Annotated in this window: 23 protein-coding genes; 12 read left to right on the top strand and 11 right to left on the bottom strand. The window is 70.6% G+C overall.

Annotated elements, in window-relative coordinates:
- Positions 1–54: 54 nt before the first annotated feature.
- The 5 genes from ACFT4A_RS13165 to ACFT4A_RS13145 all read left to right on the top strand — a co-directional run bounded on the left by ACFT4A_RS13165 (position 55) and on the right by ACFT4A_RS13145 (position 6,223).
- Positions 55–843, top strand: a complete 789-nt coding sequence (locus tag ACFT4A_RS13165) for an SDR family oxidoreductase (RefSeq protein WP_382828951.1) — start codon at positions 55–57, stop codon at positions 841–843.
- A 126-nt stretch (positions 844–969) separates the two neighbouring features.
- The gene (locus tag ACFT4A_RS13160) at positions 970–2,541 is read left to right on the top strand and encodes a sodium:solute symporter family protein (protein ID WP_382828948.1); all 1,572 of its coding nucleotides are present in this window, start codon (positions 970–972) and stop codon (positions 2,539–2,541) included.
- Between the two features lie 244 nt (positions 2,542–2,785).
- The gene (locus tag ACFT4A_RS13155; RefSeq protein WP_382828945.1) at positions 2,786–3,196 is read left to right on the top strand and encodes a hypothetical protein; all 411 of its coding nucleotides are present in this window, start codon (positions 2,786–2,788) and stop codon (positions 3,194–3,196) included.
- A 103-nt stretch (positions 3,197–3,299) separates the two neighbouring features.
- Complete coding sequence (locus ACFT4A_RS13150) at positions 3,300–3,947, top strand: ABC transporter ATP-binding protein (protein WP_382829121.1); 648 nt, start codon at positions 3,300–3,302, stop codon at positions 3,945–3,947.
- Positions 3,944–6,223: an FtsX-like permease family protein gene (locus ACFT4A_RS13145; RefSeq protein ID WP_382828942.1), complete on the top strand. Its 2,280-nt coding sequence runs from the start codon at positions 3,944–3,946 to the stop codon at positions 6,221–6,223. The genes ACFT4A_RS13150 and ACFT4A_RS13145 overlap by 4 nt, the downstream gene beginning before the upstream one ends.
- A gap of 42 nt (positions 6,224–6,265) precedes the next feature.
- Here the strand turns inward: ACFT4A_RS13145 and ACFT4A_RS13140 are convergent, their stop codons facing one another.
- Positions 6,266–7,381, bottom strand: coding sequence for an ADP-ribosylglycohydrolase family protein (locus ACFT4A_RS13140; RefSeq protein WP_382828941.1), 1,116 nt, complete (start codon positions 7,379–7,381; stop codon positions 6,266–6,268).
- A 156-nt stretch (positions 7,382–7,537) separates the two neighbouring features.
- Here ACFT4A_RS13140 and ACFT4A_RS13135 point away from each other — a divergent pair, with 156 nt between their 5' ends.
- A complete protein-coding gene (locus ACFT4A_RS13135) occupies positions 7,538–8,059 on the top strand; it encodes a GNAT family N-acetyltransferase (protein WP_382828938.1) in 522 nt (173 codons plus the stop codon).
- On the opposite strand, the gene ACFT4A_RS13130 is transcribed toward ACFT4A_RS13135, so the two are convergent.
- Positions 8,056–8,670, bottom strand: coding sequence for a hypothetical protein (locus ACFT4A_RS13130; protein WP_382828936.1), 615 nt, complete (start codon positions 8,668–8,670; stop codon positions 8,056–8,058). The genes ACFT4A_RS13135 and ACFT4A_RS13130 overlap by 4 nt on opposite strands.
- Positions 8,671–8,679: 9 nt before the next feature.
- Positions 8,680–9,129 carry an ATP-binding protein gene (locus ACFT4A_RS13125; protein ID WP_382828933.1) on the bottom strand — a complete coding sequence of 150 codons (450 nt, stop codon included), beginning with the start codon at positions 9,127–9,129 and terminating at the stop codon, positions 8,680–8,682.
- Positions 9,130–9,243: 114 nt separating this feature from the next.
- Here ACFT4A_RS13125 and ACFT4A_RS13120 point away from each other — a divergent pair, with 114 nt between their 5' ends.
- From ACFT4A_RS13120 to ACFT4A_RS13110, 3 genes are read left to right on the top strand one after another with little or no spacing between them, the layout of a single operon-like run.
- Complete coding sequence (locus ACFT4A_RS13120) at positions 9,244–10,056, top strand: helix-turn-helix transcriptional regulator (RefSeq protein ID WP_382828930.1); 813 nt, start codon at positions 9,244–9,246, stop codon at positions 10,054–10,056.
- Complete coding sequence (locus ACFT4A_RS13115) at positions 10,053–10,238, top strand: DUF397 domain-containing protein (protein WP_382828928.1); 186 nt, start codon at positions 10,053–10,055, stop codon at positions 10,236–10,238. The genes ACFT4A_RS13120 and ACFT4A_RS13115 overlap by 4 nt, the downstream gene beginning before the upstream one ends.
- 10 nt (positions 10,239–10,248) lie before the next feature.
- Positions 10,249–10,431: a DUF397 domain-containing protein gene (locus ACFT4A_RS13110; RefSeq protein ID WP_382828926.1), complete on the top strand. Its 183-nt coding sequence runs from the start codon at positions 10,249–10,251 to the stop codon at positions 10,429–10,431.
- A gap of 4 nt (positions 10,432–10,435) precedes the next feature.
- Here ACFT4A_RS13110 and ACFT4A_RS13105 read toward each other — a convergent pair whose 3' ends face one another.
- Positions 10,436–11,557 carry a serine hydrolase domain-containing protein gene (locus ACFT4A_RS13105; protein WP_382828925.1) on the bottom strand — a complete coding sequence of 374 codons (1,122 nt, stop codon included), beginning with the start codon at positions 11,555–11,557 and terminating at the stop codon, positions 10,436–10,438.
- Between the two features lie 96 nt (positions 11,558–11,653).
- Positions 11,654–14,149, bottom strand: coding sequence for a tetratricopeptide repeat protein (locus ACFT4A_RS13100; protein ID WP_382828923.1), 2,496 nt, complete (start codon positions 14,147–14,149; stop codon positions 11,654–11,656).
- Positions 14,150–14,240: 91 nt separating this feature from the next.
- On the opposite strand from ACFT4A_RS13100, the gene ACFT4A_RS13095 reads away from it, so the two are divergent.
- Complete coding sequence (locus tag ACFT4A_RS13095) at positions 14,241–14,753, top strand: DUF2165 domain-containing protein (RefSeq protein WP_382828922.1); 513 nt, start codon at positions 14,241–14,243, stop codon at positions 14,751–14,753.
- Here ACFT4A_RS13095 and ACFT4A_RS13090 read toward each other — a convergent pair.
- Together ACFT4A_RS13090 and ACFT4A_RS13085 are read right to left on the bottom strand one after the other, a co-directional pair.
- Positions 14,746–15,306, bottom strand: a complete 561-nt coding sequence (locus ACFT4A_RS13090; protein ID WP_382828920.1) for a hypothetical protein — start codon at positions 15,304–15,306, stop codon at positions 14,746–14,748. The genes ACFT4A_RS13095 and ACFT4A_RS13090 overlap by 8 nt on opposite strands.
- 87 nt (positions 15,307–15,393) lie before the next feature.
- A complete protein-coding gene (locus ACFT4A_RS13085; protein WP_382828917.1) occupies positions 15,394–16,377 on the bottom strand; it encodes a glycosyltransferase family 2 protein in 984 nt (327 codons plus the stop codon).
- Positions 16,378–16,493: 116 nt separating this feature from the next.
- Between ACFT4A_RS13085 and ACFT4A_RS13080 the strand changes: the two genes are divergently transcribed.
- Both ACFT4A_RS13080 and ACFT4A_RS13075 read left to right on the top strand, forming a co-directional pair.
- Complete coding sequence (locus ACFT4A_RS13080; protein WP_382828914.1) at positions 16,494–16,964, top strand: GtrA family protein; 471 nt, start codon at positions 16,494–16,496, stop codon at positions 16,962–16,964.
- 96 nt (positions 16,965–17,060) lie between these two features.
- Positions 17,061–18,476: a hypothetical protein gene (locus ACFT4A_RS13075; RefSeq protein ID WP_382828911.1), complete on the top strand. Its 1,416-nt coding sequence runs from the start codon at positions 17,061–17,063 to the stop codon at positions 18,474–18,476.
- A gap of 20 nt (positions 18,477–18,496) precedes the next feature.
- Here ACFT4A_RS13075 and ACFT4A_RS13070 read toward each other — a convergent pair whose 3' ends face one another.
- From ACFT4A_RS13070 to ACFT4A_RS13055, 4 genes are all read right to left on the bottom strand, one after another.
- Positions 18,497–21,082, bottom strand: a complete 2,586-nt coding sequence (locus tag ACFT4A_RS13070) for a bifunctional FO biosynthesis protein CofGH (protein ID WP_382828908.1) — start codon at positions 21,080–21,082, stop codon at positions 18,497–18,499.
- Between the two features lie 43 nt (positions 21,083–21,125).
- Entirely contained in the window at positions 21,126–21,332 is a 207-nt protein-coding gene (locus ACFT4A_RS13065) for a hypothetical protein (RefSeq protein WP_382828906.1), read from the bottom strand.
- A 140-nt stretch (positions 21,333–21,472) separates the two neighbouring features.
- A complete protein-coding gene (locus ACFT4A_RS13060; protein WP_382828903.1) occupies positions 21,473–21,847 on the bottom strand; it encodes a ricin-type beta-trefoil lectin domain protein in 375 nt (124 codons plus the stop codon).
- A 43-nt stretch (positions 21,848–21,890) separates the two neighbouring features.
- On the bottom strand, positions 21,891–22,736 hold the full coding sequence (locus ACFT4A_RS13055; RefSeq protein ID WP_382828900.1) for an LLM class F420-dependent oxidoreductase: 846 nt from the start codon (positions 22,734–22,736) through the stop codon (positions 21,891–21,893).
- Positions 22,737–22,746 lie beyond the last annotated feature (10 nt).

Here is a 22,746-nt window from a genome sequence, read left to right as displayed (position 1 = left end):
TCTGACGCTCCGTCAGATAAAGCGCCAGGGTTCCGGCTCCGGGGAGGTCCTGCCATGTCATTGCTCGCGGGGAAGACGGTCGTGGTGTCGGGGGTCGGGGCCGGGCTGGGGCGGCAGGTCGCGGCGGCCGTGGTGCGGGACGGCGGGCGGGCCGTGCTCGGCGCCCGTACGGAGGCGAACCTGGCGAAGACCGCCGCCGAGATCGACCCCGACGGGACGCACACCGCCCACCGGGCCGTCGACATCACCGACGAGGCACAGTGCGAGGCGCTGGCGGGGCTGGCGGCGGAGCGGTTCGGGCGGATCGACGCGGTGGTGCATGTGGCCGCGCTGGACAGCTACTTCGGCGGTGTCGAGGACGCGGACTTCGAGAGCTGGCGTGCGGTGCTCGACGTGAACCTGCTGGGCACGCTGCGGATGACCCGGGCCTGTCTGCCGGCACTGAAGGAGGGCGGCGGCGGGTCGGTCGTGTTCATCGGGACGCAGTCGGCGGTGGCGGCTCCGTCGCAGGTGCGGCAGGCGGCGTACGCGGCCTCGAAGGGTGCGCTGACGAGCGCGATGTACTCGCTGGCGCGGGAGCTGGGGCCGTACCGGATCCGGGTCAACACCGTGCTGCCGGGCTGGATGTGGGGACCGCCGGTGCAGGCGTACGTACGGTTCACGGCGCAGACGGAAGGCGTGCCCGAGGCGACGGTCCTGGAGCGGCTGGCCGGGCGGATGGCGCTGCCCGAGCTGGCGACGGACTCGGATGTGGCCGACGCGGCGCTGTTCCTGGCGTCGGACCGGGCCCGGGCGATCACCGGGCAGTCGTTGCTGGTCAACGCAGGGGAGTTGATGCGATGAGTTCATGTAGATGAACCAAGGCCACCACGCCGAACATTTTTACCCCTCCTTGACCTGACCGTCACTTGTCGTGTTCACGCAGTAGCGCCCACGATGAGCGCCGGGCTGACCCCTGGGAGGGCGCACATGAACGGTCTCGACTGGGCCGTGCTCATCGGCTATTTCGCCGTGATGGTCGCGATCGGCGTCTGGTCGCACAAACGCGTGGACAACGTCAGCGACTTCTTCACGGCCGGCGGGAAGATGCCGTGGTGGCTCTCCGGCATCTCCCACCACATGTCGGGCTACAGCGCGGTGATGTTCACCGGGTACGCGGGCATCGCCTACACCTACGGCGTCACCTCCTTCGTCACCTGGTCCTTCCCGATCGCCCTCGGCATCGCCATCGGGTCCAAACTCTTCGCGCCGCGCATCAACCGGTTACGCTCGCGCCTCCATGTGGCGTCCCCGCTTGAGTACCTGAAGAACCGGTACGACCTGAAGACGCAGCAGGCGCTGGCCTGGTCCGGCATGCTGCTGAAGATCGTCGACGTGGGCGCGAAGTGGGCGGCGATCGCGACGCTGCTGTCCGTCTTCACCGGCATCTCCCTGAACCAGGGCATCCTCATCACCGGTGCCATCACGGCGATCTACTGCACGATCGGCGGCCTGTGGGCGGACGCGCTGACCGAACTCGGCCAGTTCATCATCCAGTTGCTGGCCGGCATCGCGATGTTCGTGGCCGTCTTCGTACGACTCGACGACCACGGCGGCTTCTTCGGGGTCTGGGACTCCCCCGAACTCCAGGGCCACGAGAAGCCGCTGGTCGGCCCGTACGGCACGGTCTTCCTGCTCGCGTTCCTCTTCATCAAGCTCTTCGAGTACAACGGCGGCATGCTCAACCAGGCCCAGCGCTACATGGCCACGCCGAACGCGAAGGAGGCCGAGCGCTCGGCGCGGCTCTCGGCGATCCTGTGGCTGGTCTGGCCGCTGGTGCTGTTCTTCCCGATGTGGATGTCGCCGCTGCTGGTCGAGTCGCAGAAGCAGGACGGCTCCGACTCCTACGCCCTGATGACCGAACAGCTCCTCCCCCACGGCCTGCTGGGCCTGGTCATCGTCGGCTTCTTCTCGCACACGATGGCCATGTGCTCCTCGGACGCCAACGCCATCGCCGCGGTGTTCACCCGGGACTGCGCGCCGGTGATCTGGGCCAGGGCGCGGACGTGGAACCAGGGCCAGGGACTGCGGGTCGCCCGGATCGCGACGGTCGTCTTCCTCGGTCTGTCCATGGCGGCGGCGACGCAGGTCAACTCCCCCGCGTTCAAGGACATCATCACCGTCGTCATCAAGTGGGTGGCCGGTCTGATGGGCCCGATGGCCATCCCGATGATGCTGGGCCTGCTGCGCGCGTTCCGCCGCTCCGGGCCGACCGCGGCCCTCACCAGCTGGTCGATGGGCCTGCTCGCCTTCTGGCTGGTGAACTACCCGATCCACTGGAACGTCGAGGGCGGCGTCCCGCTCCAGTACCAGGTCTCGATCCCGCTGGCGGTCTCCCTGGTCCTCTACATCCTCGTCGGCTACATCAAGCCGGAGGACACCCCGGAGCGGCTGGCGCTGATCGAGAAGATCAACACGGACGGGGACGGGGCGGCGGCGGCCGCGATCCCGACGCCGGCCGGGCCTGCGGACGGGGTGGTGCGGACGACGGCCCGGGAGTGACCGCTCCCCTCAGAGCCGGCCGCTCCATCCGGTCGGGGCCACTCGGCCTCGACAGTGCGGGCATGCAGTCAAGCCCACGCAAGGAAAAGGCAAAGCCAAGGCAAAGGATACCCATCTAGAGCCCGGACAGACGGGACAAGATCGAACACATCTCCCGCCACCCACTCCCTGACGGATGCTAATTTTCACCGCTGCTCTGACTTGACCACCAGAGCCACATAAAAGAACATAAACGGGAGAAAATGTGCGTAAGTTGGCAGTAGGCACCCTCGCGGCTGGCCTCTTCGCCATGGGGGCGGGCACGGCATTCGCGGCCTCGTGGCACGACATTCCGACGCTCTCGACCGGCGGCGCGAAGTTCCACCACGGCCAGTACAAGTGGCACCCCGCAGGCGTGAACCACGGCGCCTTCGAGTGGAAGGGCCAGCTCCAGGACGCCGATCACGGTGACGACCACAACGTGTACGTCCAGGTGAAGGTCGAGGGCTACGACTGGAACCGCTACAACGGCAAGCAGAAGAAGACCGTTCCCGTGGGCGCCTCCAACTGGGCGCCCCCGCAGCGCTACACCGACGACGCGTACATCCGCGTCTGCCGTGACAAGGGTTCGTTCAACCCGGACAACTGCTCGACCACCAAGCACTACCAGAGGTAAGCGAAACCACAGCTCCACATACCGGGCCCAGGCTGACCTCCTGGGCCCGGTCGCTTCTTTGGGGGAAGCCATCAGTACGTCAGAAGTGCTGTCCGCCACGGGCATTGACCTCTCCTATGGCGAGCAACTGGCTGTCAGTGACGCCCATCTCTCGATCTCCCGTGGGGAGGTCGTGGCCATCACAGGACAGAGCGGATCGGGAAAGTCCTCGCTGCTGTACTGCCTCGCGGGAGTGCTGCCTCCGGCGCGCGGACAGGTGTGGTTCGAAGGGCAGTCGCTCGGCGATCTCACCGACGACGAGATCAGTGAACTCCGCCGTGAACGCTTCGGCTTCGTCTTCCAGTACGGCGAACTGCTCCCGGAGCTGACCATCGAGGAGAACACCGCCCTGCCACTGCGCCTGGCCGGGCAACGCAAGCGGCCCGCGCTCGCGGCCGCCGGCGAGGTCCTCACCCGGCTGGGACTCGGCGAGCTGCGCGAGCGCCGTCCGTCGCAGGTGTCAGGTGGCCAGAACCAACGCGTCGCCGTCGCACGGGCCTTGGTCCACCGCCCGGCCGTCGTGTTCGCCGACGAGCCGACCGGGTCGCTGGACAGCGCCAACGCATCCGCCGTACTGAAGGAGTTCCTCGGTCTGGCACGCTCACAGGGCACGGCCGTCATCCTGGTCACCCATGACCCCACCGTCGCCGCACAGGCCGACAGCCACTACACGATGTCGGACGGAATCCTCACCCCCCAGGGGGCGGTGTGAGGGAGTTCCTGCTCGGTCTGCGCCTGCTGTTCGGCGCAGGCCGGGGCAACCGCATACGCTTCTTCCTCATGGCGGCCGGCGGCTCCCTCGGGGTCTGCTGCCTCGCCCTAGTCCTCACCATCCCGCAGATCCTCGACGCGCACGACGGTCGGGCTGCCGCGCGCCAACCGCGGACCACTTCCACCCAGTCCGCGGGTTCCACCCTGCTCCTTCAGCGCACCGACCCCTACGGCTCCCATGCGTTCACCCGGGTGTTCATCGCCAAGGGGACCGAGAACGCCGGCGACGTCCCGCCAGGGCTGAAGGAACTCCCCGACCCTGGCGAGGTGGTCCTCTCTCCCCGCGCACACGACCTGCTGCGTGAAGAGCCCGGCATCAAGGGACTCCTGCCAGGTCACGAGGAAGGTCTGGTCGGCGCGAGAGGGCTCGCCCATCCCGACGAGCTGTTCGCCTACATCGGCACGACACGTGGCAAGATCGCCGACGATGGCCGCGCACTGAAGGGCTGGGGATACGACTACGCCCCCTTCCCCGCCGTCGAACCCTCGACCCTGACCTACATCCGCTTCGCCCTCGGATCACTGGTCCTGCTCCCCCTCGGCATCTTCCTCTCCGTCTGTGCCCGGCTCTCCGCCGCCAGCCGAAACCGCCGCCTCGCCTCGCTGCGCCTGCTGGGCCTGAGCACCAAGGGCACCCAGCGGGTCAACGCCGCCGAAACCGTCGTCGCGGCCCTCCTCGGCGCGCTTCTCGGCCTCGGCGAGTACTGGGTCCTCAACCAGGTCATGACCCGGACCGGGCTGCCCAGTCTGAGGTGGTATCCGGCCGACGGCGCACTGTCCGCGACGACCATCGCCGTCTGTCTGATCGGGTGCCCGCTCCTCGCCTGGTTCGTCGGCCGTGCCAGCGCACGCGAAGCCGCCGCCAATCCCCTGGCGGTACGCCGCACCGCCGCCCCCAAGAGCCCCACCAAGTGGGGCGGCCTGCTCCTGGTGACCGGCGTCGGTATCGTCGCCGGCTACTGCGCCACCGGCTTCACCGACCACCCCGCCAACAGCCTCGGCCCGAACGCCATCGTGATGCCGGCGGGCATTCTGCTGACGGGCCTGGGGCTGGTGCTGACGCTGCCCCTGATCTCCTACAGCATCGCCCGCAGGCTCGCGCGCACCACCCAGTCCCTCACCCTGAACCTGGCGATGCGCCGCAACGAGGTCGAGCCGGGCAGCACCATGCGCGTCGTCACCGGCCTCGTGCTGCTCGTCTTCTCCGCCTCCCTCGCCCAGGGCGTCCTCATCCAGCTGGAGCAGGTCACCCGGCCGTCCGCTCCCGTGCAGGACTACTCCGTCCCCCTGGCTTCGCTGACCACGCGACAGCAGCACGAAGTCGCCGACGTACCAGGGGTGCGCGCGCACGCGGTGACGATGATGTCCTGGACCGACCCCGACGGGTCCTCCGACCAGCCCTGGGCCAGCGCCGTCGTCGCCACCTGCGACCAGCTGACCAAGCTGGTACGGCACTCCGAGGGCTGCGTGGACGGCAAGGTGATGCGGCTCAGCGACCCGAACGCGGGCACCGGCCAGGGCGCGCGCCCTGGTGACGCGCTCCCCTTCCGCATGTCGAAGGGCGGTCATGGCACGACCCTGACCGTCACACTTCCACAGGACGAGATCACGTACAGCGCCTACGACCCGTCGGCGGCCCACGGAGCTGACCTGCTCATCCCGCCGTCGGCCCTGCCCGCCGCGGCCCGCCCGCAGGGGGCGCAGTACGTCCTCACCAGCAGCTCCGACCACGACGAGGTCCGCAAGGTCCTCGACGGTATCGCAGCCGTCGCCCCGACCGTCGCGGTCGAACCCATCGGCGTGAACATCGAGGGCCTCCAGCAGATCGCCGTCCTAGAGACCCTGCTCGCCGTCGGCATGATCATGGGTCTGGTCATCGGGACCGCGGCCTTCGTCGTTTCGGCGACCGACCGAGCGGTGGAGCGGCGCCCGCAGGTCACCGCCGTCACGCTGATCGGAGCACCGGCGCGGACGATGCGAGCCGTGCAGTGCGTGCAGGTCGTGCTCCCTCTGAGTGTCGGGCTCGTACTGGCGCTTGTGACGGGCAAGCTCGCCGAGTCCTGCTATCTGATCACCGGGGGCAGTGAGGTCTATTGGGACTCCGCCGGTCTCCCGGTACTCGCGCTCGCGGCGGTGGGCGTGGCGGCCGTGTCCGCCGTCGGCACACTTCCGCTCGTAGGACGGCGTATCGACCCGGAACTGATCCGCCGCGACTGATCACGCGCGCTCAGCCGTCGACGGCTCACCGGCGGCGCGGACTCAGGCCCTCGGGTAGCGGGCGAGCCACCCCGGTGACGATCCTCCGGGCCCGTGCAGGGCGGGACCCTGGGTCATCTCCATGGCGAAGTCGTCGGCCAGCTCCAGGACGGTGGGGCGGCCCTCCAGCTCGGCCAGCCAGGCCGGGGGGAGGGCCGTTTCCCCGTGCAGGGCGCCGAGCAGGCCGCCGGTCAGCGCGCCGGTGGCGGCGGACGGGCCGTCGTGGTTGACGGCGAGACACAGCCCGTGCCGGACGTCGGCGGCGACCAGGGCGCAGTAGACGGCGGCGCCGACGAGGCTCTCCGCCGTACCGGCCCCGCACAGCTCGGTCACGCGCTCCGGGCCGGGCATGCCCTGCCGTACGGCGCCCAGCGCGTGTTGCAGGGCGTCCGACACGGGCTGGTGCCCGGGGCGGGCGGCCAGCATCGCGAAGGCGCGCTGCACGGCGGCGTCGAGGCTCTCGCCGAGGGCGAGGGCGTGCACGATCACGGCGTACGCGCCCGCCGCGAGGGAGGCCGTGGGGTGACCGTGGGTCTGCGCCGCGCACTCGACGGCGAGCTGCGCGACCAGCTGCGGCTCCCAGCCCACGAGCAGTCCGAACGGGGCGGACCGGGTGGCGGCCTCGGGCCCGGCCTCACCGGGGTTCTTGGGGGTGTCCGGGGTGCCCATGATCTCGTCGCCGAGCCCCAGCAGCAGGGAGCGGTGGGGATCCCGCCGCACGTACAGCCACTCCTCCCGCGCGAGCCAGCCGTCGTCCTTGCGGCGCTCGTCGGGCCCCCAGTCCCGCTGGGTGGCGGCCCAGCGCAGATACGCCCGGTGCACATCGGTCGGCGGATGCCAGGCTCCGGTGTCGCGGCGCACCTGGGCCCGGATCAGTCCGTCCACGGAGAACAGGGTGAGCTGCGTGATGTGCGTGACAGCGCCGCGTCTGCCGTAGGCGGGGGCCAGATCGACCAGCCCCTCAGCCCCGTGCGCCTCCCTGATCCCGTCGATCCCCAGCCCGTCCACGGGCGTGCCCAGCGCGTCCCCCACGGCCACGCCGAGCAGCGTCCCGCGCACCCGGCTGCGGTAGTCCTGCTGCTCCGTACGGCCCCAGACGGCGCCGGCAGTCGCACCCACCTTGACCTCCCAGGGACCGTCCACACGTACGACAGCTAGGCACTGTAATCGAACGGGGACGGTGGGTTCAGCGGGCGGAATCCCGCCTTCACGGCCAGCTCACGGACTGTCGCTCTGAGCACTCGACGCCTCGGACAGGTGTGCGAGGATCCGCGGATGAACGATCTCCACACCCGCCCGGCCACCGAGTCCGACCTGTCCACCCTCGTCCACCTCCGCGACGACGCGGCCCGCTGGATGCTGACCCGCGGCATCACCGGCCAGTGGCAGCCGGGCGAGCTCGACGAGTCCCACTTCCGCCGGGTCATGACCCACGGCGAGGTCTGGCTCGCGGAGACCGACGGGCAGGTCGCCGGCGCCTGGGAACTGTGGTGGGAGGACGAGTCCGCGTGGGGCCCTCAGCCACCCGTCGCCGGCTATGTCCACCGCCTCATGGTGAACCGGTCCGCATCCACGCCCGGCACGGGTCGGCTGCTCCTGGAAGCCGCGGAACACCGCGTCTCCGCCGCGGGCCGCACCCACGTACGCCTGGACTGCCTGGCCGGCAACACCCAGCTCACCGCGTACTACCGCGACGCGGGCTACCGAATCGTGGGCCACAAGGAGGGCAAGCCACAGCCGGGCGGCACGCCCAAGTCCTTCACGCTGCTGGAGAAGAAACTCGGGCAGGCTGCCTAGGACGGGGGCAGGGCGCCGGTGCCCTCGCTCGGGTCGTCGAAGTCCCGGAAGAACGTGTCGGCGTCGTTGGAGGAGTGGGGGCGGTCCTCCGATTCGGCCGTGATCCCGAGGTCGCGGCGCATCGCTTCTCTCGTGGCGGCTATCAGTGTCCAGACGGCGTGCTGGGCCTCGGCGGCGGAGCGCAGGGTCTCGCCGGGGCGTGGGTTCGCCTGTTCCAGGCGTTTGATCCGGCCGTAGACCCTGTTGAGGGCGCCGTTCACCTCTCGGGCCGGGGCGATCACCGGGTCAGGGGCGATCATGAGCGCCTCGGACCAGCGGTCGCGGTAGGTGTCCTTGGCCGCTTCCAGGGACTGGATGTCCTCGTCGCCGGGGGTGCGGTCCCGTAGGACGTACAGCTGCCGGCTGAGCGCGGTGCAGAACTGGCGGGCGTCGCGGTGGAGTTCCGTGTAGCAGCGGCGCCGCAGGTCGCGGTTCTCGCGGGCCTCCTGGATGGTCTGCGTCATCTCCAGCTCGCGGCGCTTGGCCTTCTCGGCGCCCTGTTGGGTGAGCAGCGCGCCCCCGAGAGTTCCCGCCACACCGGCTACGGCTATCAAGACCGACCCCACGTCCATCCGATCACCCTAGATCGACGGGGGTGGCAAGTCACCGTTGCGCAGGGTCAGTTCAGCCCAGACCGTTTTGGCGTTCGCCGGCGCCTCCGTCACGCCCCAGCGGTCCGTGTACGCCTCGACGATGCGCAGGCCCCTGCCGCCCTCGGCGTCCTTCTCCACCGGGTCCGGGACGCGCGGGATCCGGTCGCCCCGGGCGTCCGTGACCTCGATGCGGAGCATGCGGTCGGGGCGCAGCTTCAGGCCGAGCCGGAAGTCCCTGCCCCGGACGTGTCCGTGCAGCACGGCGTTGGACGCCAGTTCCGCCACCACCTGCGCGGCGGCGTCGTACGGCTCGCCCCACTCGTCGAGTTGGCGTTCGGTGAGCAGCCGTGCCAGTCGAGCGCCTCTTCGAGTGGCGGACAACTGGATCGTGAAGTGGCGTACGGGGGTGGTGATTTCCGCGAGGGATTTCTGACTCATGTCACCCAGCGTGGTCGGTCGTTCCTACTCTGAACAGCAACGACCTCGGTACGGAGCGTGACTGTCCGGGCGTCTGACGGGGTCGTACGGCTCGTACGTCAGTGGAGGGGAAGCGTGGAGGACGAGGAAGCGGCGGCCGTGCTCAGGACGGTCGGGCGGCAGATCAAGATGTGGCGCGAGGCAGCGGGGATGAGGCAGGCGGAGTTGGGCTCCGCCATCGGGTACGGGGAGGAGATGGTCTCGTCGGTGGAGCGCGCGCGGCGTGTTCCCAAGCCGGACTTCCTTGACAAGGCGGATGAGGTGTTGGGGGCGGGCGGGAAACTCGCCGCGATGAAGGAGGACGTGGAGAAGGCCAGGTATCCCAAGAAGGTGAGGGACCTCGCCAGACTGGAGGACGACGCAGTCGAGCTCGGCGCCTACGCCAGTCTGCACATCCACGGCTTGCTGCAAACGTCTGAGTACGCGCATGCCTTGTACGCCATGCGGCGGCCTGCGTACACCGAGGAAGAGATCGAGCGGCTCGTTGCCGCCCGCATGGCCCGGAAGGCTGTTTTCGAGAGGGTGCCCCGGCCGCTCCTCACGTTTGTCCAGGAAGAGGCGACGCTTCGGCGGCCCATCGGGGGCAGAATGGTTCTGCGACACCAGCTCGAACACCTGTTGCGCATCGCCGAGTTGAGGCACGTGTCCATCCAGGTCATGCCGACAGACCGGGAGGACCATGCGGGCTTGATGGGCCCGTTCAGGGTGCTGAAGCTTCGCGATGGCAAGACTCTGGGGCACTCGGCGGGCCAGTTGCACGACAGAGTCATCAGCGACCCACGGGACGTCCAGATCCTGGACATGCGCTATGGAATGATCCGAGCGCAGGCTCTCTCGCCCCGGGAGTCACGATCCTTCATCGAGAAAGTACTGGGAGAAGAGACATGACCCCCACCCCGCCGAGGTGGTTCAAGAGCAGCTACAGCGGCAACGACGACGCTGATTGCGTCGAGGTCGCCATATCCCACCCCACCATCCACATCCGCGACTCCAAGAACAAGGACGGCAACCAGCTGGTCTTCACCGACAGCAGCTGGGCCGAGTTCCTGGTGCTCGCGGCGGAGCACTGAGAGCAGCGGCGTGGACACCCAACTCGTATGGTTCAAGAGCAGCTACAGCAGCAACGACGGCCCTGCTTGCGTCGAGGTCGCCATATCCCACCCCACCATCCACATCCGCGACTCCAAGAACAAGGACGGCAACCAGCTGGCCGTCACCGGCGGTGCCTGGTCCGAGTTTCTGGAGTTCGCGGCGGGGAGCTGAATCCTCAGTCCGCGCAGAGTGCCGTGTCGACCGCGGCGATGAGGGCCGTCGTGGTCGCGTCCGTGCGTGGGGACTCGTTGATGACGAGGGTGACCTGACGGCCGTCGGGGGCGACGGCGGAGATCGTGTTGTGGCCGCCTCGTACGGAGCCGGTGTGGCCGGTCCAGTGGTCTCCGCAGGACAGGGGCGAGGTGATCAGGCCGAGGCCGTAGCGGCCGTCCGGGCCCAGTCGGTCGGGGTCGCCCGGGACCGTGTCGCGCATCTCGGCCAGCACGGAGCGGGAGAGGAGACGGCCGTTCAGCAGGGCCGCGAAGAAGGTGTTCACGTCCCGGGGCGTGGAGATCAGTGCGCCGCCCACGCCGCCCGCCGAGGTGTTCCACTCGGTGCCGTCCACGCGCTCGGTGCTGAAGTAACTGCGAGAGTGGCGGCCGCGGATGTGCTCGGACTTGCCGGGCCAGTACGTGTCGCGCAGTTTCAGGGGCTTGATGATCCGGTGGGAGATCTCCTTCTCCGCCGGGCGGCCCGTGACCTTTTCGATGACCAGGCCAGCCAGGATGTAGTTCGTGGTCGAGTAGTGCCATGTGGCCTTGGGGGGCGGCAGTTGCAGGGCCCGGGAGATCAGTTCTCGGGGTGTGAACCGGTGGTGGCGCAGCCAGTCGAGGTCGGCGTCGGCGAGCGAGTCGCTGTGGTCGGGCAGGCCGCTGGTGTGCTGGAGAAGCTGCCGCACGGTGATGTCGCGGCCGTCGTAGCCGTTGCCCTGGACGAGGCCGGGGAGGTAGTGCTCCACGGTCGCGTCGAGGGAGAGGCGCTTCTCGTCCGCGAGTTGCAGGACCGTGGCTGCGGTGAAGGTCTTGGTGACGCTGCCGATGCGGAGACGGTCCTCGGCGTTCATCGGCCGTCCGGTGCGGAGGTCGGCCCGGCCGGCGGCGGAGGTCCAGCGGCCGCAGGCCGGGTCGGCCACCTCGACCGCCGCTCCGGCGAGTTGGTGTCTCCCGGTGAGCTCGTCCAGGGCGTGTCGCAGTCCGAGAGGCGCCTCGCAGTTCCACGTGGTCGCGTGGGAGGTGGGGTGGGGGGCGGCGAGGGCCATCCCCGTGAGAAGCGCCAGGAGTAAGACAGGGATCTTCATGGCTCAGGACGCTACGGGGAGGGGTGTCGATTCTCGCTCCGGCTGTCCTCCGTCCCGGGGGTGGAGTCAGGTACACCCCTGCGACGGGGGTGATGTTCACCCCGCGAGGAACGGGCCCAGTACCGCACGGTCCTGATCCGGGAGGCGTTCCAAGGCATCGGGATCCAGGTCGCGTACGTGTTCCACGTCCGCCCGGGCCTCCTCGGGCCGGGACATGGTCGCGTGGAGCGCCGCCCGGCGGCACAGGGCCCAGATGTAGCCCGGGCGGAGTTCCACCGCCCGGTTCAGGTCCGCGAGGGCTTCGGCGTGGCGGCCGAGGTGGGTCAGGGACGCGCCCCGGCTGGCGTACGCCGAGGTGTAGGCGGGGTCCAGGGCGAGCGCGTGGGTGAGGTCGGCGACGGCCTCCTCGTCGCGGCCGGCCGTACGCAGCGCGTCGCCTCGTTCGCAGCGGGCCCACGGCCAGTCGGGGGTCAGGGTGAGGGCCTGGTCGAGGTCGGACAGTTGGCGGCCGGAGTCGCCCAGGGCCCGCCATACCCGGGCGCGGCGGGCCAGCGCCCAGGCGTAGTCCGGCTTGAGGTCGAGGGACCGGCCCAGGTCGGCGAGAGCGGAGTCCAGGTCTCCGCGGCGTTCGTGCGTGGCGCCCCGGGACGCCCAGGCGAACTCGTTGGCCGGGTCGAGGCGGATCGCCTCGCTGAGGTCCCGGATGGCCTCGGTGTCGTGCCGGGCGATGCGGTGGTGCTCGCCGCGCAGGGCGACGTACCAGGCGTGGCCCGGTTCCAGCGCCACGGCCCGGTCCAGGTCGGCGATCGCCGCGTCGTGGTCGCCCAGGTCCCCGCGGATTCCGGCCCGGCAGCGGTAGGCGACGGCCAGTTCGGGATCGAGGGCGACGGCCCGGTCGTACTCGGCGAGGGCCTCCGCGTACGCGCCCGCGCCGCGCAGTTCGTCGCCCCGGAGCACCCGGGCCCGGGCCTGGGACGGCGCGTCGAGTGCCGCATCGCTCAGGAGCAGGCCGAGTGCCACGGCGATCCCCTCCGCGTCGAGTGCCGCCGTCAGCCTCGTCCCCCACTCGGCCACCGCGTCCGCCTCGGCGTCCTGTCCGGCGTCCACCAGGACACGTGCCCACCGCACGGCCATGACCTCACCGGCGCCACAGGCGTGGACGAAGTCCCGCAGCGCCTGCGGCAGTGCGTCCCGCTCACCGGCGCAGAGGAGGTGGTACGTCTCGGCCTGGCGCAGGTCCCGCCAAGCCTCGTCCTCCCACTCGGCCTCGGTCTCCTCCCGCCAGTCCCGGAACGTCCGCGCCAGCCGCCGCTGCCGCTCGGCCCAACCCCGTGGCGACCGTCGCCGCTCGGCTCGCAGCATCGGCGCCCGTACGACATCGTGGTATCGCAGGCGTCCCCCGCCCCGCTCGACGACGAACGGCATGCCCCGCAACCACGCGTAGAGGTCCGGCAGTTCCGCCTCCGGGCAGTCGGCCACCGTCCGGAACACATCGCCGTCCAGCCACCTCGGCAGGGCGCAGGACAGCGCGGCCGCCCGGCGTGCCGGGTCCTGCTCCCACTTCAGGAAGCGGTCGACCGCCGTGGCGCTGGGGTCGCCGACGTCGTCCGGGTCGGCGGGGCGGGACTCGGCGAGGGTGGAGACCAGGACGGGGAGGCCGCCGGTGAGGCGCAGGACCTCCTCGACGACCGGTTCGGCGGTCACGCCCTTGCCGGCCAGCAGGCCGCGGGCCTCGGCCTCGGTGAAGGGGGCCAGGGGGACCTCCGCCACGAAGTCCCGCACACCGCCCCAACGAGTCGCGCCCAGGGGGCGTTGGCCCGCCGTGACCACGACGACCGTGGCGGGCACGGCGCCGTGGCGGTCGGTCGTCATCGTCTCGTGCAGCCACCGGTCCAGGTACGGGGCCGTCCGCTCGTACGTGTCGAGGAAGAGGGTGACCCAAGGCACCGAGGCGGCGGCCTGGGCGAGTTCGCGCAGGAACACCGGGGTCAGCGCCTGCTCCGGGGCCAGGACCAGTTGCAGATCCTCGTGGTCGCGGAAGCGGGCGAGGAGACTCGCCCGCAGCCTGTCGGCGACCTCGGCGACCTGGTCCGCGTCGAGGAGCCCCGCCAGGGGGCCCACCACCGGGATCATTCCGGCCGCGACGACGCCGGCCCGGGCCGCCACCCTCCCGCCCGCCGACGGGCCGGTCTCCTCCTCCTGCGCGTCCAGTGCGGCGAGCGCGGCCAGCTCCGCTTCGTGCCGGCGCTCACGGTGGGCGGCGAGCAGGCGGTCCAGTTCCTTCAGCCGCCGTCCCTGGGCGGCGAACTGGCGGCTGATCTCCGCCATCACCTCCGGCACGCTGCCGGCGCTGTCGTCCACGTACGCGGTCAGCGCGCCCTGTTCGCGGGCGATCTGCTCCAGCTCCCGGACCAGGAAGGTCTTTCCGACGCCCGCGTTGCCGTGCACATGAAAACGGAAGCGGTGGCGTTCGTCGTGCGGTGGGACGGCGAAGTTCGCCCGGAACGCGGAGCGTTCAGCGGCCCGGCCGACGAAACCGGCCCGGGTGCGTTGCCGGATCAGGTCCTGCATCGACGGTCCCGGCTGCGCCATCCGTACGTCCCCCTCGTCTCACGTCTCGCGCGGTCGCCTTCCACTGTCATTCTGTCGCGTCGGCAACCGTCGCTCGGGGAGAATGATCGGCATGGCCACCTCCCCAACTTCACGCGGCGTGCTGCCTCTTGCCGCCATGCTGCTCACCGCCACCATCGCCCTCTACATGGCGCTCGTCGCCTTCGGGAACATCACCGACTTCGGCACCAACCAGCAGTTCGTCCGGCATGTGCTGGCCATGGACACCACGTTCAAGGACGAGGACCTGATGTGGCGGGCCATCACGAGCCAGACCCTTCAGGACGCGGCCTACATCGCGATCATCGCGTGGGAGACGGTCGCCGCGTTCGTCCTCATAGCCGGGAGCTGGCTGTGGGGCAGAGGTGATCAGCGGCGGGGCCGGCAGCTGTCGACGTACGGGCTGCTGATGGTGATGCTGCTGTTCGGGGCCGGGTTCATCGGGATCGGCGGCGAGTGGTTCTCGATGTGGCAGTCCGAGAACTGGAACGGGCTGGACGCGGCGACCCGTGTCTTCCTGTTCAGCGGTGTCGTGCTGATCGTCAACCAGCTGCCGGCCCCGCGGACGGAGACGTCCGCTACCTGACCACCGTCACCGTCGTACCGACCGTGCCGAACGCCCACAGCGCCGTGCCGTCCGCCTTCCGCATCCGGACTCCGCCCGTCTTGGTGCCGGAGGCGGCGGGCGGCGGTGAGGCGCCGTCGACCGCGTTGGAGAAGGCGACGGACACACCGGACTTCGCGGCGAAGTACATGATGTGCTCGATCTGGACGCCGTCCGAGCCGGTCGTGCCCTCATTGCGCGACGAGACCGTGTACGAGCCGGGGTCGGGGCTGACCGAGCCCGGCCACACGGTGAACGTACGGCGGCTGCCCTCGCTCGCGTCGACCAGCCACACCCGCTTCTCGCCGAGGGAGTAGACGACACGGCGGCCGGTGCCGGAGCCGTCGGGCACCCGGGTCGGCGCGGACGCGGTGGGGGTGGGCCGCACGCCCGCCGAGGCCGCGCTGCTCGGCTTGGCCGACGTGGCGGTGGGCTGCGGGCCCCGGTCCGCCTGCACGGCCAGGACCGTCACCGCGGCTATCGCTCCCACGGTCAGCCCGGTCGTCCAGGCCCACGAAGGAAGTCGGGCAGGCACGGGCACGCATCTCCTCAGTCACGGGACCCCGCACGGACATCGGGGTTCCGATCATCGTACTGCGCGCATGCCCCTCCCCAGGCGGCCTCAGGGGGTCTTGCGGACCGGTACCGGGCCGGTGCCGGCGCCATGGGCGGTGTGGAGCGGCGCGCGGGCGGGGGCCGGGTAGGAGAGGTGCACGAGGCGGGACTGCTCCTGCCGCATGTGCATGAGGGACTCGAGGATGTAGCCCACGAGCAGGACGAGGGCGGCGATGGTCATGATGGCGGCGGCCAGGATCGCCGTGGGGACGCGGGGCACGGTGCCCGTCTCGATGAAGTCGGCGATGACGGGGATGCCGAGGATGACCGAGACCAGGGCCAGCACGCCCGCGATCACGGTGTGGACGAGCGAGGGGCGCTCGCGCCGCGCCAGATCGAGGATGACCCGCAGGATGCGCCAGCCGTCCCGGTAGGTGCGCAGTTTGCTCTCGCCGCCGGCGGGCCGGACCCGGTAGTCCACGACGACCTCGGCGGTGGGGAGCCTCAGGTGCAGCGCGTGGATCGTCATCTCGGTCTCGGTCTCGAACTCGCGGGCCAGCGCCGGGAAGGACTTCACGAAGCGCCGCGAGAAGACCCGGTAGCCGCTGAGCATGTCGGTCACGTCGTTGCCGAACAGGGACCGTACGGACCCGGTGAGCAGCTTGTTGCCGACCGCGTGGCCCGCCCGGTAGGCCCCGTCGACCGTCACCCGGCGGGCTCCCACGACCTGGTCGTAGGGCCCTTCGAACAGCAGGTCCACCAGGTCCCGGGCGCGGGCGGCGTCGTAGGTGTCGTCGCCGTCGATGAGGAGCAGGGCGTCGGCGTCGACGTCGGCGAAGGCGCGCCGGATGACATTGCCCTTGCCCTTGCGGGGCTCCTCCCGGACGATCGCGCCCGCACCCCGGGCGATCTCCACCGTGCGGTCGGTGGAGGCGTTGTCGTACACGTAGACGACGGCCTCGGGGAGGGCCGCCCGCAGGTCGCGGACCACCTTGCCGATGGCCGCCTCCTCGTTGTGACACGGCACGACACACGCGATCGTCGGTTCCACGGCCGCTCCTCACTCGGGCCCGGCCCCCCTCAGGGCTTATTTCTCACACAGTAGGAAATAGTGCGATATGAGCGTGGCTGTGTGGTGAGGGCGCGCCGGGTCGTTACTCTCGCCGTGTGCCGCTCCTCGCATCCGTGGCGCTGCGTGCGCGTGACGCCGTCAAGGGCATCTGGCAGGAGGCCGCCAAGTTCGGGGCCGTCGGGGCCCTGGCGTTCGTCGTCGACAACGGCGGCTACAACCTGCTGGTCTTCGGTCTGCCCGGCGGTACGGAGGGCGGGCCGATGCGGGCCTCCCCGGTGCAGGCGTCCGTCATCGCGACCGCGGCGGCCGCGCTCTTCAGCTGGGCCGGGAACCGCTACTGGACCTACCGCCACCAGCACCGCGAGCAGGTGACCCGCGAACTCGCCCTGTTCCTGGTCGCCAACGGCGTGGGGCTCGCCATCACCGCGGGCACGGTCTTCGCCTCCCGGCAGCTGCTCGGGCTCGACTCGGCGCTCAGCGACAACACGGCTCGCGTGTTCGGCTGGGTGCTGGCGACGCTGTTCCGCTTCTACGCGTACCGGCGCTACGTCTTCGTCGCTCCCTGAGGTGCCGCTTGAGGCGCCTTCTGAGGTGCCTCCTGAGGTGCCTCCTGAGGTGCCTCCTGAGGTGCCGCCGTCCGGTGAACCGTTAGAGTCCGACTTATGGGACAAACGGGACGGGTGTGGGGGCGTGAGCAGCGTCGGCTCTGGGCGCTGGGCGCCGTCGCCGTGGTCTGCTGTCTGGCCACGATCCTCGTCTTCGCCCCCGGGTATCTGAGTCCCGACAGCCTCGACCAGCTCCGCCAGGCCGAGGGGAAGCTGCCCCTGACGGACTGGCACCCGCCCGTGCTGAGCCTGGTGTGGCGTGCGCTGATCGCCGTGACCGGGTCGATCGCCTCCATGCTGGTCCTCCAGTCCGTTGTCTTCTGGGGCGCGCTCTGGGTACTGGCCTGGTGCGTCGGGGCGCTGACCGGGAGCCGTGCCGGTCCGTTCGCCGTGCTCGGGCTCGGGCTGACCCCTTTCGTGCTGACGTTCGTCGGGGTGGTGTGGAAGGACGTCCACGCGGCGTTCGCGCTGCTCGCCGCGTGCGCGGTCGCCTTCACCGGGCTGCGGCTGCGGGACCGGGACCTTCGCCGTCCGGCCCTGCGGTGGGGGCTGCTCGGGCTGGGCGTGCTGTTCCTCGCGTACGCCATGCTGGTGCGCAAGAACGCCTTCTTCGCCGCGATCCCCGTGTTCGTCCTGCTGGTCCTCGCGCTGTGGCGCGCCCCCGGACGCCGTACGTGGGTGACCTGCACGGCGGCGCTCGTGGCCGCCCTGGTCGTACCGGCCGCCGCCATCTCCCTGTTCGCCCGGCCCTTGGAGACGAAGCAGGGCGCGCAGATCATGCTCGACGACCTCGTCCACGTCCTGCGGGTGGACGAACTCCGGTCGGCGGACGTGTCACCCGACCTGAGGAACCGGCTCGTCGCCTCCGCCGAGGAGTGCCGGCGGGTCGGCGCCCTGTCGGACGCCTACTGGGCCTGCTACGCGCGCCCGTCGGACGGTCTACGCTCGGACTCGGGCGAGATCACGTCCCTGTGGCTGGACGAGATGAGCGGGCATGTCCCGCGGTACCTCCAGTACCGGCTGCGGCTCTTCGCCAGTCTGCTGTTCGACACCGGCTACGTCTACAAGGCGGGGATCACCCGCAACGACCTCGGCGTCGAGGTGGCGCATCCCCGGCTGGAGGACATGCTCGGCACGTACGTGCGCGGCATCGCGAGTGACCTGCCGTGGCTGTTCCGCGGCTGGTTCTGGCTCGCCGTCGCCCTGGTCCTGACCGTCCGCCCGGGCAGGGGCCTGTTCTCCATGCCGGTCCGGGCACTGGGCATCAGCTCGGCGGCCTACATCCTCGGCTATCTGCCGATCATGCCCGCGACGGACTTCCGCTACCTCTACTGGCCGGCAATCGCCTGCTCCCTCGGCCTGCTCCTGCTGTGGCTGGGCCGAGGCACGACCACCCCACCACCGCCGACCCCCGGCACCCCGGCCAACCGCGCCTTGAGGGCGCATCAGCCGGCGGATGCCGGGGGGCAGTAGACCGCCGGTCCGGCAACCCCTCAGTCCAGTACCGGCAACAACTCCGGCAGATGGCCGTCCGATGCCCGGGCCGCCTGCTGGCGCTCCTCGGGGATGTCGCCGTAGAGGGTGTTCCGCGGCTTCGACGGGCGGCCTGCGGCGTCGGCCACCGCGATGAGGTCCTTGACCGACTTGTAGGAGCCGTACGAGGAGCCCGCCATGCGGGAGATCGTCTCCTCCATGAGTGTGCCGCCGAGGTCGTTCGCGCCGGAGCGGAGCATTTCGGCGGCGCCCTCGGTGCCGAGCTTCACCCAGCTGGTCTGGATGTTGGGGATGTGCGGGTGCAGCAGCAGCCGGGCCATGGCCGTGACCGCGCGGTTGTCCCGCATGGTCGGGCCGGGGCGGGCGATGCCGGCCAGGTACACCGGCGCGTTGGTGTGGACGAACGGCAGCGTCACGAACTCGGTGAAGCCGCCCGTGCGCTGCTGGATGCCCGCGAGGGTGCGCAGGTGCCCGAGCCAGTGCCGGGGCTGGTCGACATGGCCGTACATCATCGTCGAGGACGACCGGATGCCCAGCTCGTGGGCCGTCGACACGACCTCGATCCAGTCCGCCGCGGGCAGCTTGCCCTTGGTGAGGATCCAGCGGACCTCGTCGTCGAGGATCTCGGCGGCCGTGCCCGGGATGGTGTCCAGGCCCGCTTCCTTGGCGGCGGTCAGCCACTCGCGGATGGACATGCCGGTGCGGGTCGCGCCGTTGACGACCTCCATCGGCGAGAAGGCGTGCACATGCATGCCCGGGACGCGTTCCTTCACGGCCCGCGCGATGTCGAAGTACGCCGTGCCGGGCAGGTCCGGGTGGATGCCGCCCTGCATGCAGACCTCCACCGCGCCGACGTCCCACGCCTGCTGCGCCCGGTCGGCGACCTGGTCCAGGGAGAGGGTGTAGGCGTCGGCGTCCGTGCGGCGCTGGGCGAACGCGCAGAAGCGGCAGCCCGTGTAACAGACGTTGGTGAAGTTGATGTTCCGCGTGACGATGTAGGTGACGTCGTCACCGACGGCCGACTTGCGTACGTCGTCGGCGACCCGGGCGAGGGCGTCCAGCGCCGGGCCGTCCGCGTGCAGCAGGGCCAGCGCCTCGTCGTCGGTGAGCTTCGTGGGGTCGTCGGCGGCCGTGCGCAGGGCCTCGCGTACGTCGGTGTCGATGCGCTGCGGCACCATGCCCGGGGCGGCGGCCTCGCGCAGGGCGCCCCAGTCGCCGTACACCTCGTCGAAGTCGTCCCGCCGGTCGGAGGTACGGCCCTCGCTGTCGATCGTGGTGTGCAGGTCGGTGCGCCCGGAGGCCGTGAAGACCTCCTCCGGCTCCTGCCACGGCAGGCCCCGCGGAAGGGCGTCGGGGCGGGCCAGCCCGGTCTCCGGGTCGGCCAGCGCCGCCACGTGCGGACGCAGCCGCGGGTCCAGCCAGGGCTCGCCGCGCCGCACGAACTCCGGGTACACGCACAGCCGTTCCCGCAGCTCGAACCCGGCCGCCCGGGACTTCTCGGCGAGCTGCTCGATCTGCGGCCAGGGGCGCTCGGGGTTGACGTGGTCGATGGTCAGCGGGGACACCCCGCCCCAGTCGTCGATGCCGGCCCCGATCAGCCGCTCGTACTCGTCGTCGACGAGGTTGGGCGGGGCCTGGATGCAGCCCGACGGGCCCATGAGCAGCCGGGCGACGGCGACCGTGGCGACGAGTTCGTCCAGTTCCGCGTCCGGCATGCCGCGCATGGCCGTGTCCGGCTTGGCGCGGAAGTTCTGGATGATGAGTTCCTGGACGCCGTGGTAGGCCCGGGTCACCTTGCGCAGCGCGAACAGCGACTCGGCGCGCTCCTCGTAGTTCTCCCCGATGCCTATGAGGACCCCGGAGGTGAACGGGACGGAGGAACGCCCGGCGTCCTCCAGCACCCGCAGCCGCACCGCGGGCTCCTTGTCGGGAGAGCCGTAGTGGGGACCGCCCGGCTCGGACCAGAGGCGGGTCGCGGTCGTCTCCAGCATCATGCCCATGCTGGGCGCCACCGGCTTCAGGCGCTGGAAGTCGGTCCAGCTCATGACGCCCGGGTTGAGGTGGGGCAGCAGGCCCGTCTCCTCCAGGATCCGGATGGAGATGGCCCGTACGTAGGCGAGCGTGTCGTCGTAGCCGTGCGCGTCGAGCCACTCGCGCGCCTCGGGCCAGCGGTCCTCGGGCTTGTCGCCGAGGGTGATGAGGGCTTCCTTGCAGCCGAGGGCCGCGCCCTTGCGGGCGATGTCCAGGACCTCGTCCGGGGACATGAACATCCCGTGTCCCTCGCGGCGCAGCTTGCCGGGGACGGTGACGAAGGTGCAGTAGTGGCACTTGTCCCGGCACAGCCGGGTCAGGGGGATGAAGACGCTCTTCGAGTACGTGATGACACCGGGCCGGCCGGCCGCCTCCAGACCGGCGTCCCGGACCCGGGCGGCCGAGGCCGACAGGTCCTCCAGCTGCCCGCCCCGGGCCTGGAGCAGCACCGCCGCCTCGGCGACATCGAGGGAGACGCCGTCCCTGGCCCGTTTCAGGGCGCGACGCATGGAGTTCTCGGTGGGTCCCGTTCCGGAGGTCGCGGAAGTCGTCATCCTTCGAGCATACGAGTGCGCTGATCAACCCGGGTGAGCCGCGTCAGTGGAAGGCCAGCCACCCGATACCCAGGGCGGACGTGAGACCCGCGGCGGTCACGGCGAGCGGCCTGTTGCGGTGCAGCGCGAACCAGACCAGCGCGGCGGTCACGAGCACGGCCAGCGTGCCGATCGCGGAGGGCAGCAGACCTTGGCTGTAGCCGTATTCATTGAAGTGCCGGACAAGCCAGGCCAGCCAGGCAATCCTCATGACGCTTCCCCCATGGCAGCTGGAACCCGGGTGGGTCACACCTGTCGGCCGCGATGGTCAGTCGCGCACCGGTGCTCGCCCACCCGGTTCTTTCGCCCGCAGCTTACTGATCGTTCCGGGCGCGCGGCCGGGGCCTGTCGTCAGGCGGCCCAGACAAGCCAGCGCTGGGAAGGACCGCCGGTGCACAGCGCCGTGGAGACGCGGTCGTTCGCCCCGCGCGCGAGGCACTTGTGGTTGACGTTGTTCTGGATCAGCGCACCCCCGGGTGACGACGTGTCGACGGACCACAGCGCCGCCTCGTCGGCGGCGGCACAGGGCTTCATGGTCAGCTCGCCGTTGCGCAGCGTGAGACACAGCCTGGTGGCCACCTGCCGGAGCGCGGTGAGCCGGATCTCGTCGTTCCAGTGCCACTTCTGGTAGTCGGTGCCGTTGCAGTTGAAGACGTACGGGCCGTAGTCGGCCCGGAAGTCCAGGCACGCGGCCTCGGCGAGGCCGGAGTGACCACACCTGTACATCTGTTCCACAAGCGGCGAACCCGCCTCCCTGAAAGGGGAGTTGTCAGAGGTACTCCTGGTACGCGTCCAGCGCCTTCAGCACCTCCGCCTCCCCCGCCGGAGGCAACTGCACCACGACCTCCTCGATCCCGAGATCGGCATAGTGCGCGAGCTTCCCCGGGGTCGGGTGGACCGCGTACGGGACGACCTGGAGGGCCTCGGGGTCGCGGCCCTCCTCGGTCCAGGCCGTGCGCAGCCGGGGGAGGGATTCGGACAGGCCGCGGCCGCCGATGGGCAGCCAGCCGTCGGCGTACTCGCAGATGTGGGCGAACAGCTTGGGCCCGGCGGCCCCGCCGAGGAGCGTGCGCGGGCCCACGACCGGGCCGCGCGGCTTCTGCACGGGCTTGGGGTGCGCGTGACTGGCCCGGACACCGCCGAACTCCCCCTCGTACGCGACCGGTTCCTCCGACCACAGCGCCCGCATCAGCGCCATCCGGTCCCGGCCCAGCTCACGCCGGGTCTGCCACCGTACGCCGTGGTCGGCGGCCTCCTCGACGTTCCAGCCGAAGCCGAGCCCGAGGGTGAACCGGCCGCCGGACAGATGGTCCAGGGTCGCGACCTGCTTGGCCAGGTCGATCGGATCGTGCTGGGCGACGAGCGTGATGCCCGTGCCGAGACCGAGCCGCTCGGTGACCGCGGCGGCCTGGCCGAGCGCCACGAACGCGTCGAGGGTACGGCCGTACTCGCGCGGCAGCTCGCCGCCCGCGGGGTACGGGGTGGTCCGCTCGACGGGGATGTGCGTGTGCTCGGGCAGATACAGCCCGGCGAAACCGCGGCCCTCCAGCTCCCGGGCGATCCGGGTGGGGGTGATCGTCTCGTCGGTGAGGAAGATCGTTACGGCGATGCGCATGACGTATCTC

The organism is Streptomyces sp. NPDC057099, assembly GCF_042671245.1.
In the GTDB taxonomy this organism is placed as follows: Bacteria; Actinomycetota; Actinomycetes; order Streptomycetales; family Streptomycetaceae; genus Streptomyces; species Streptomyces purpurascens.
Note: the sequence above shows the minus strand (reverse complement) of the source record. Positions and strands in the feature narration are given on the sequence as shown.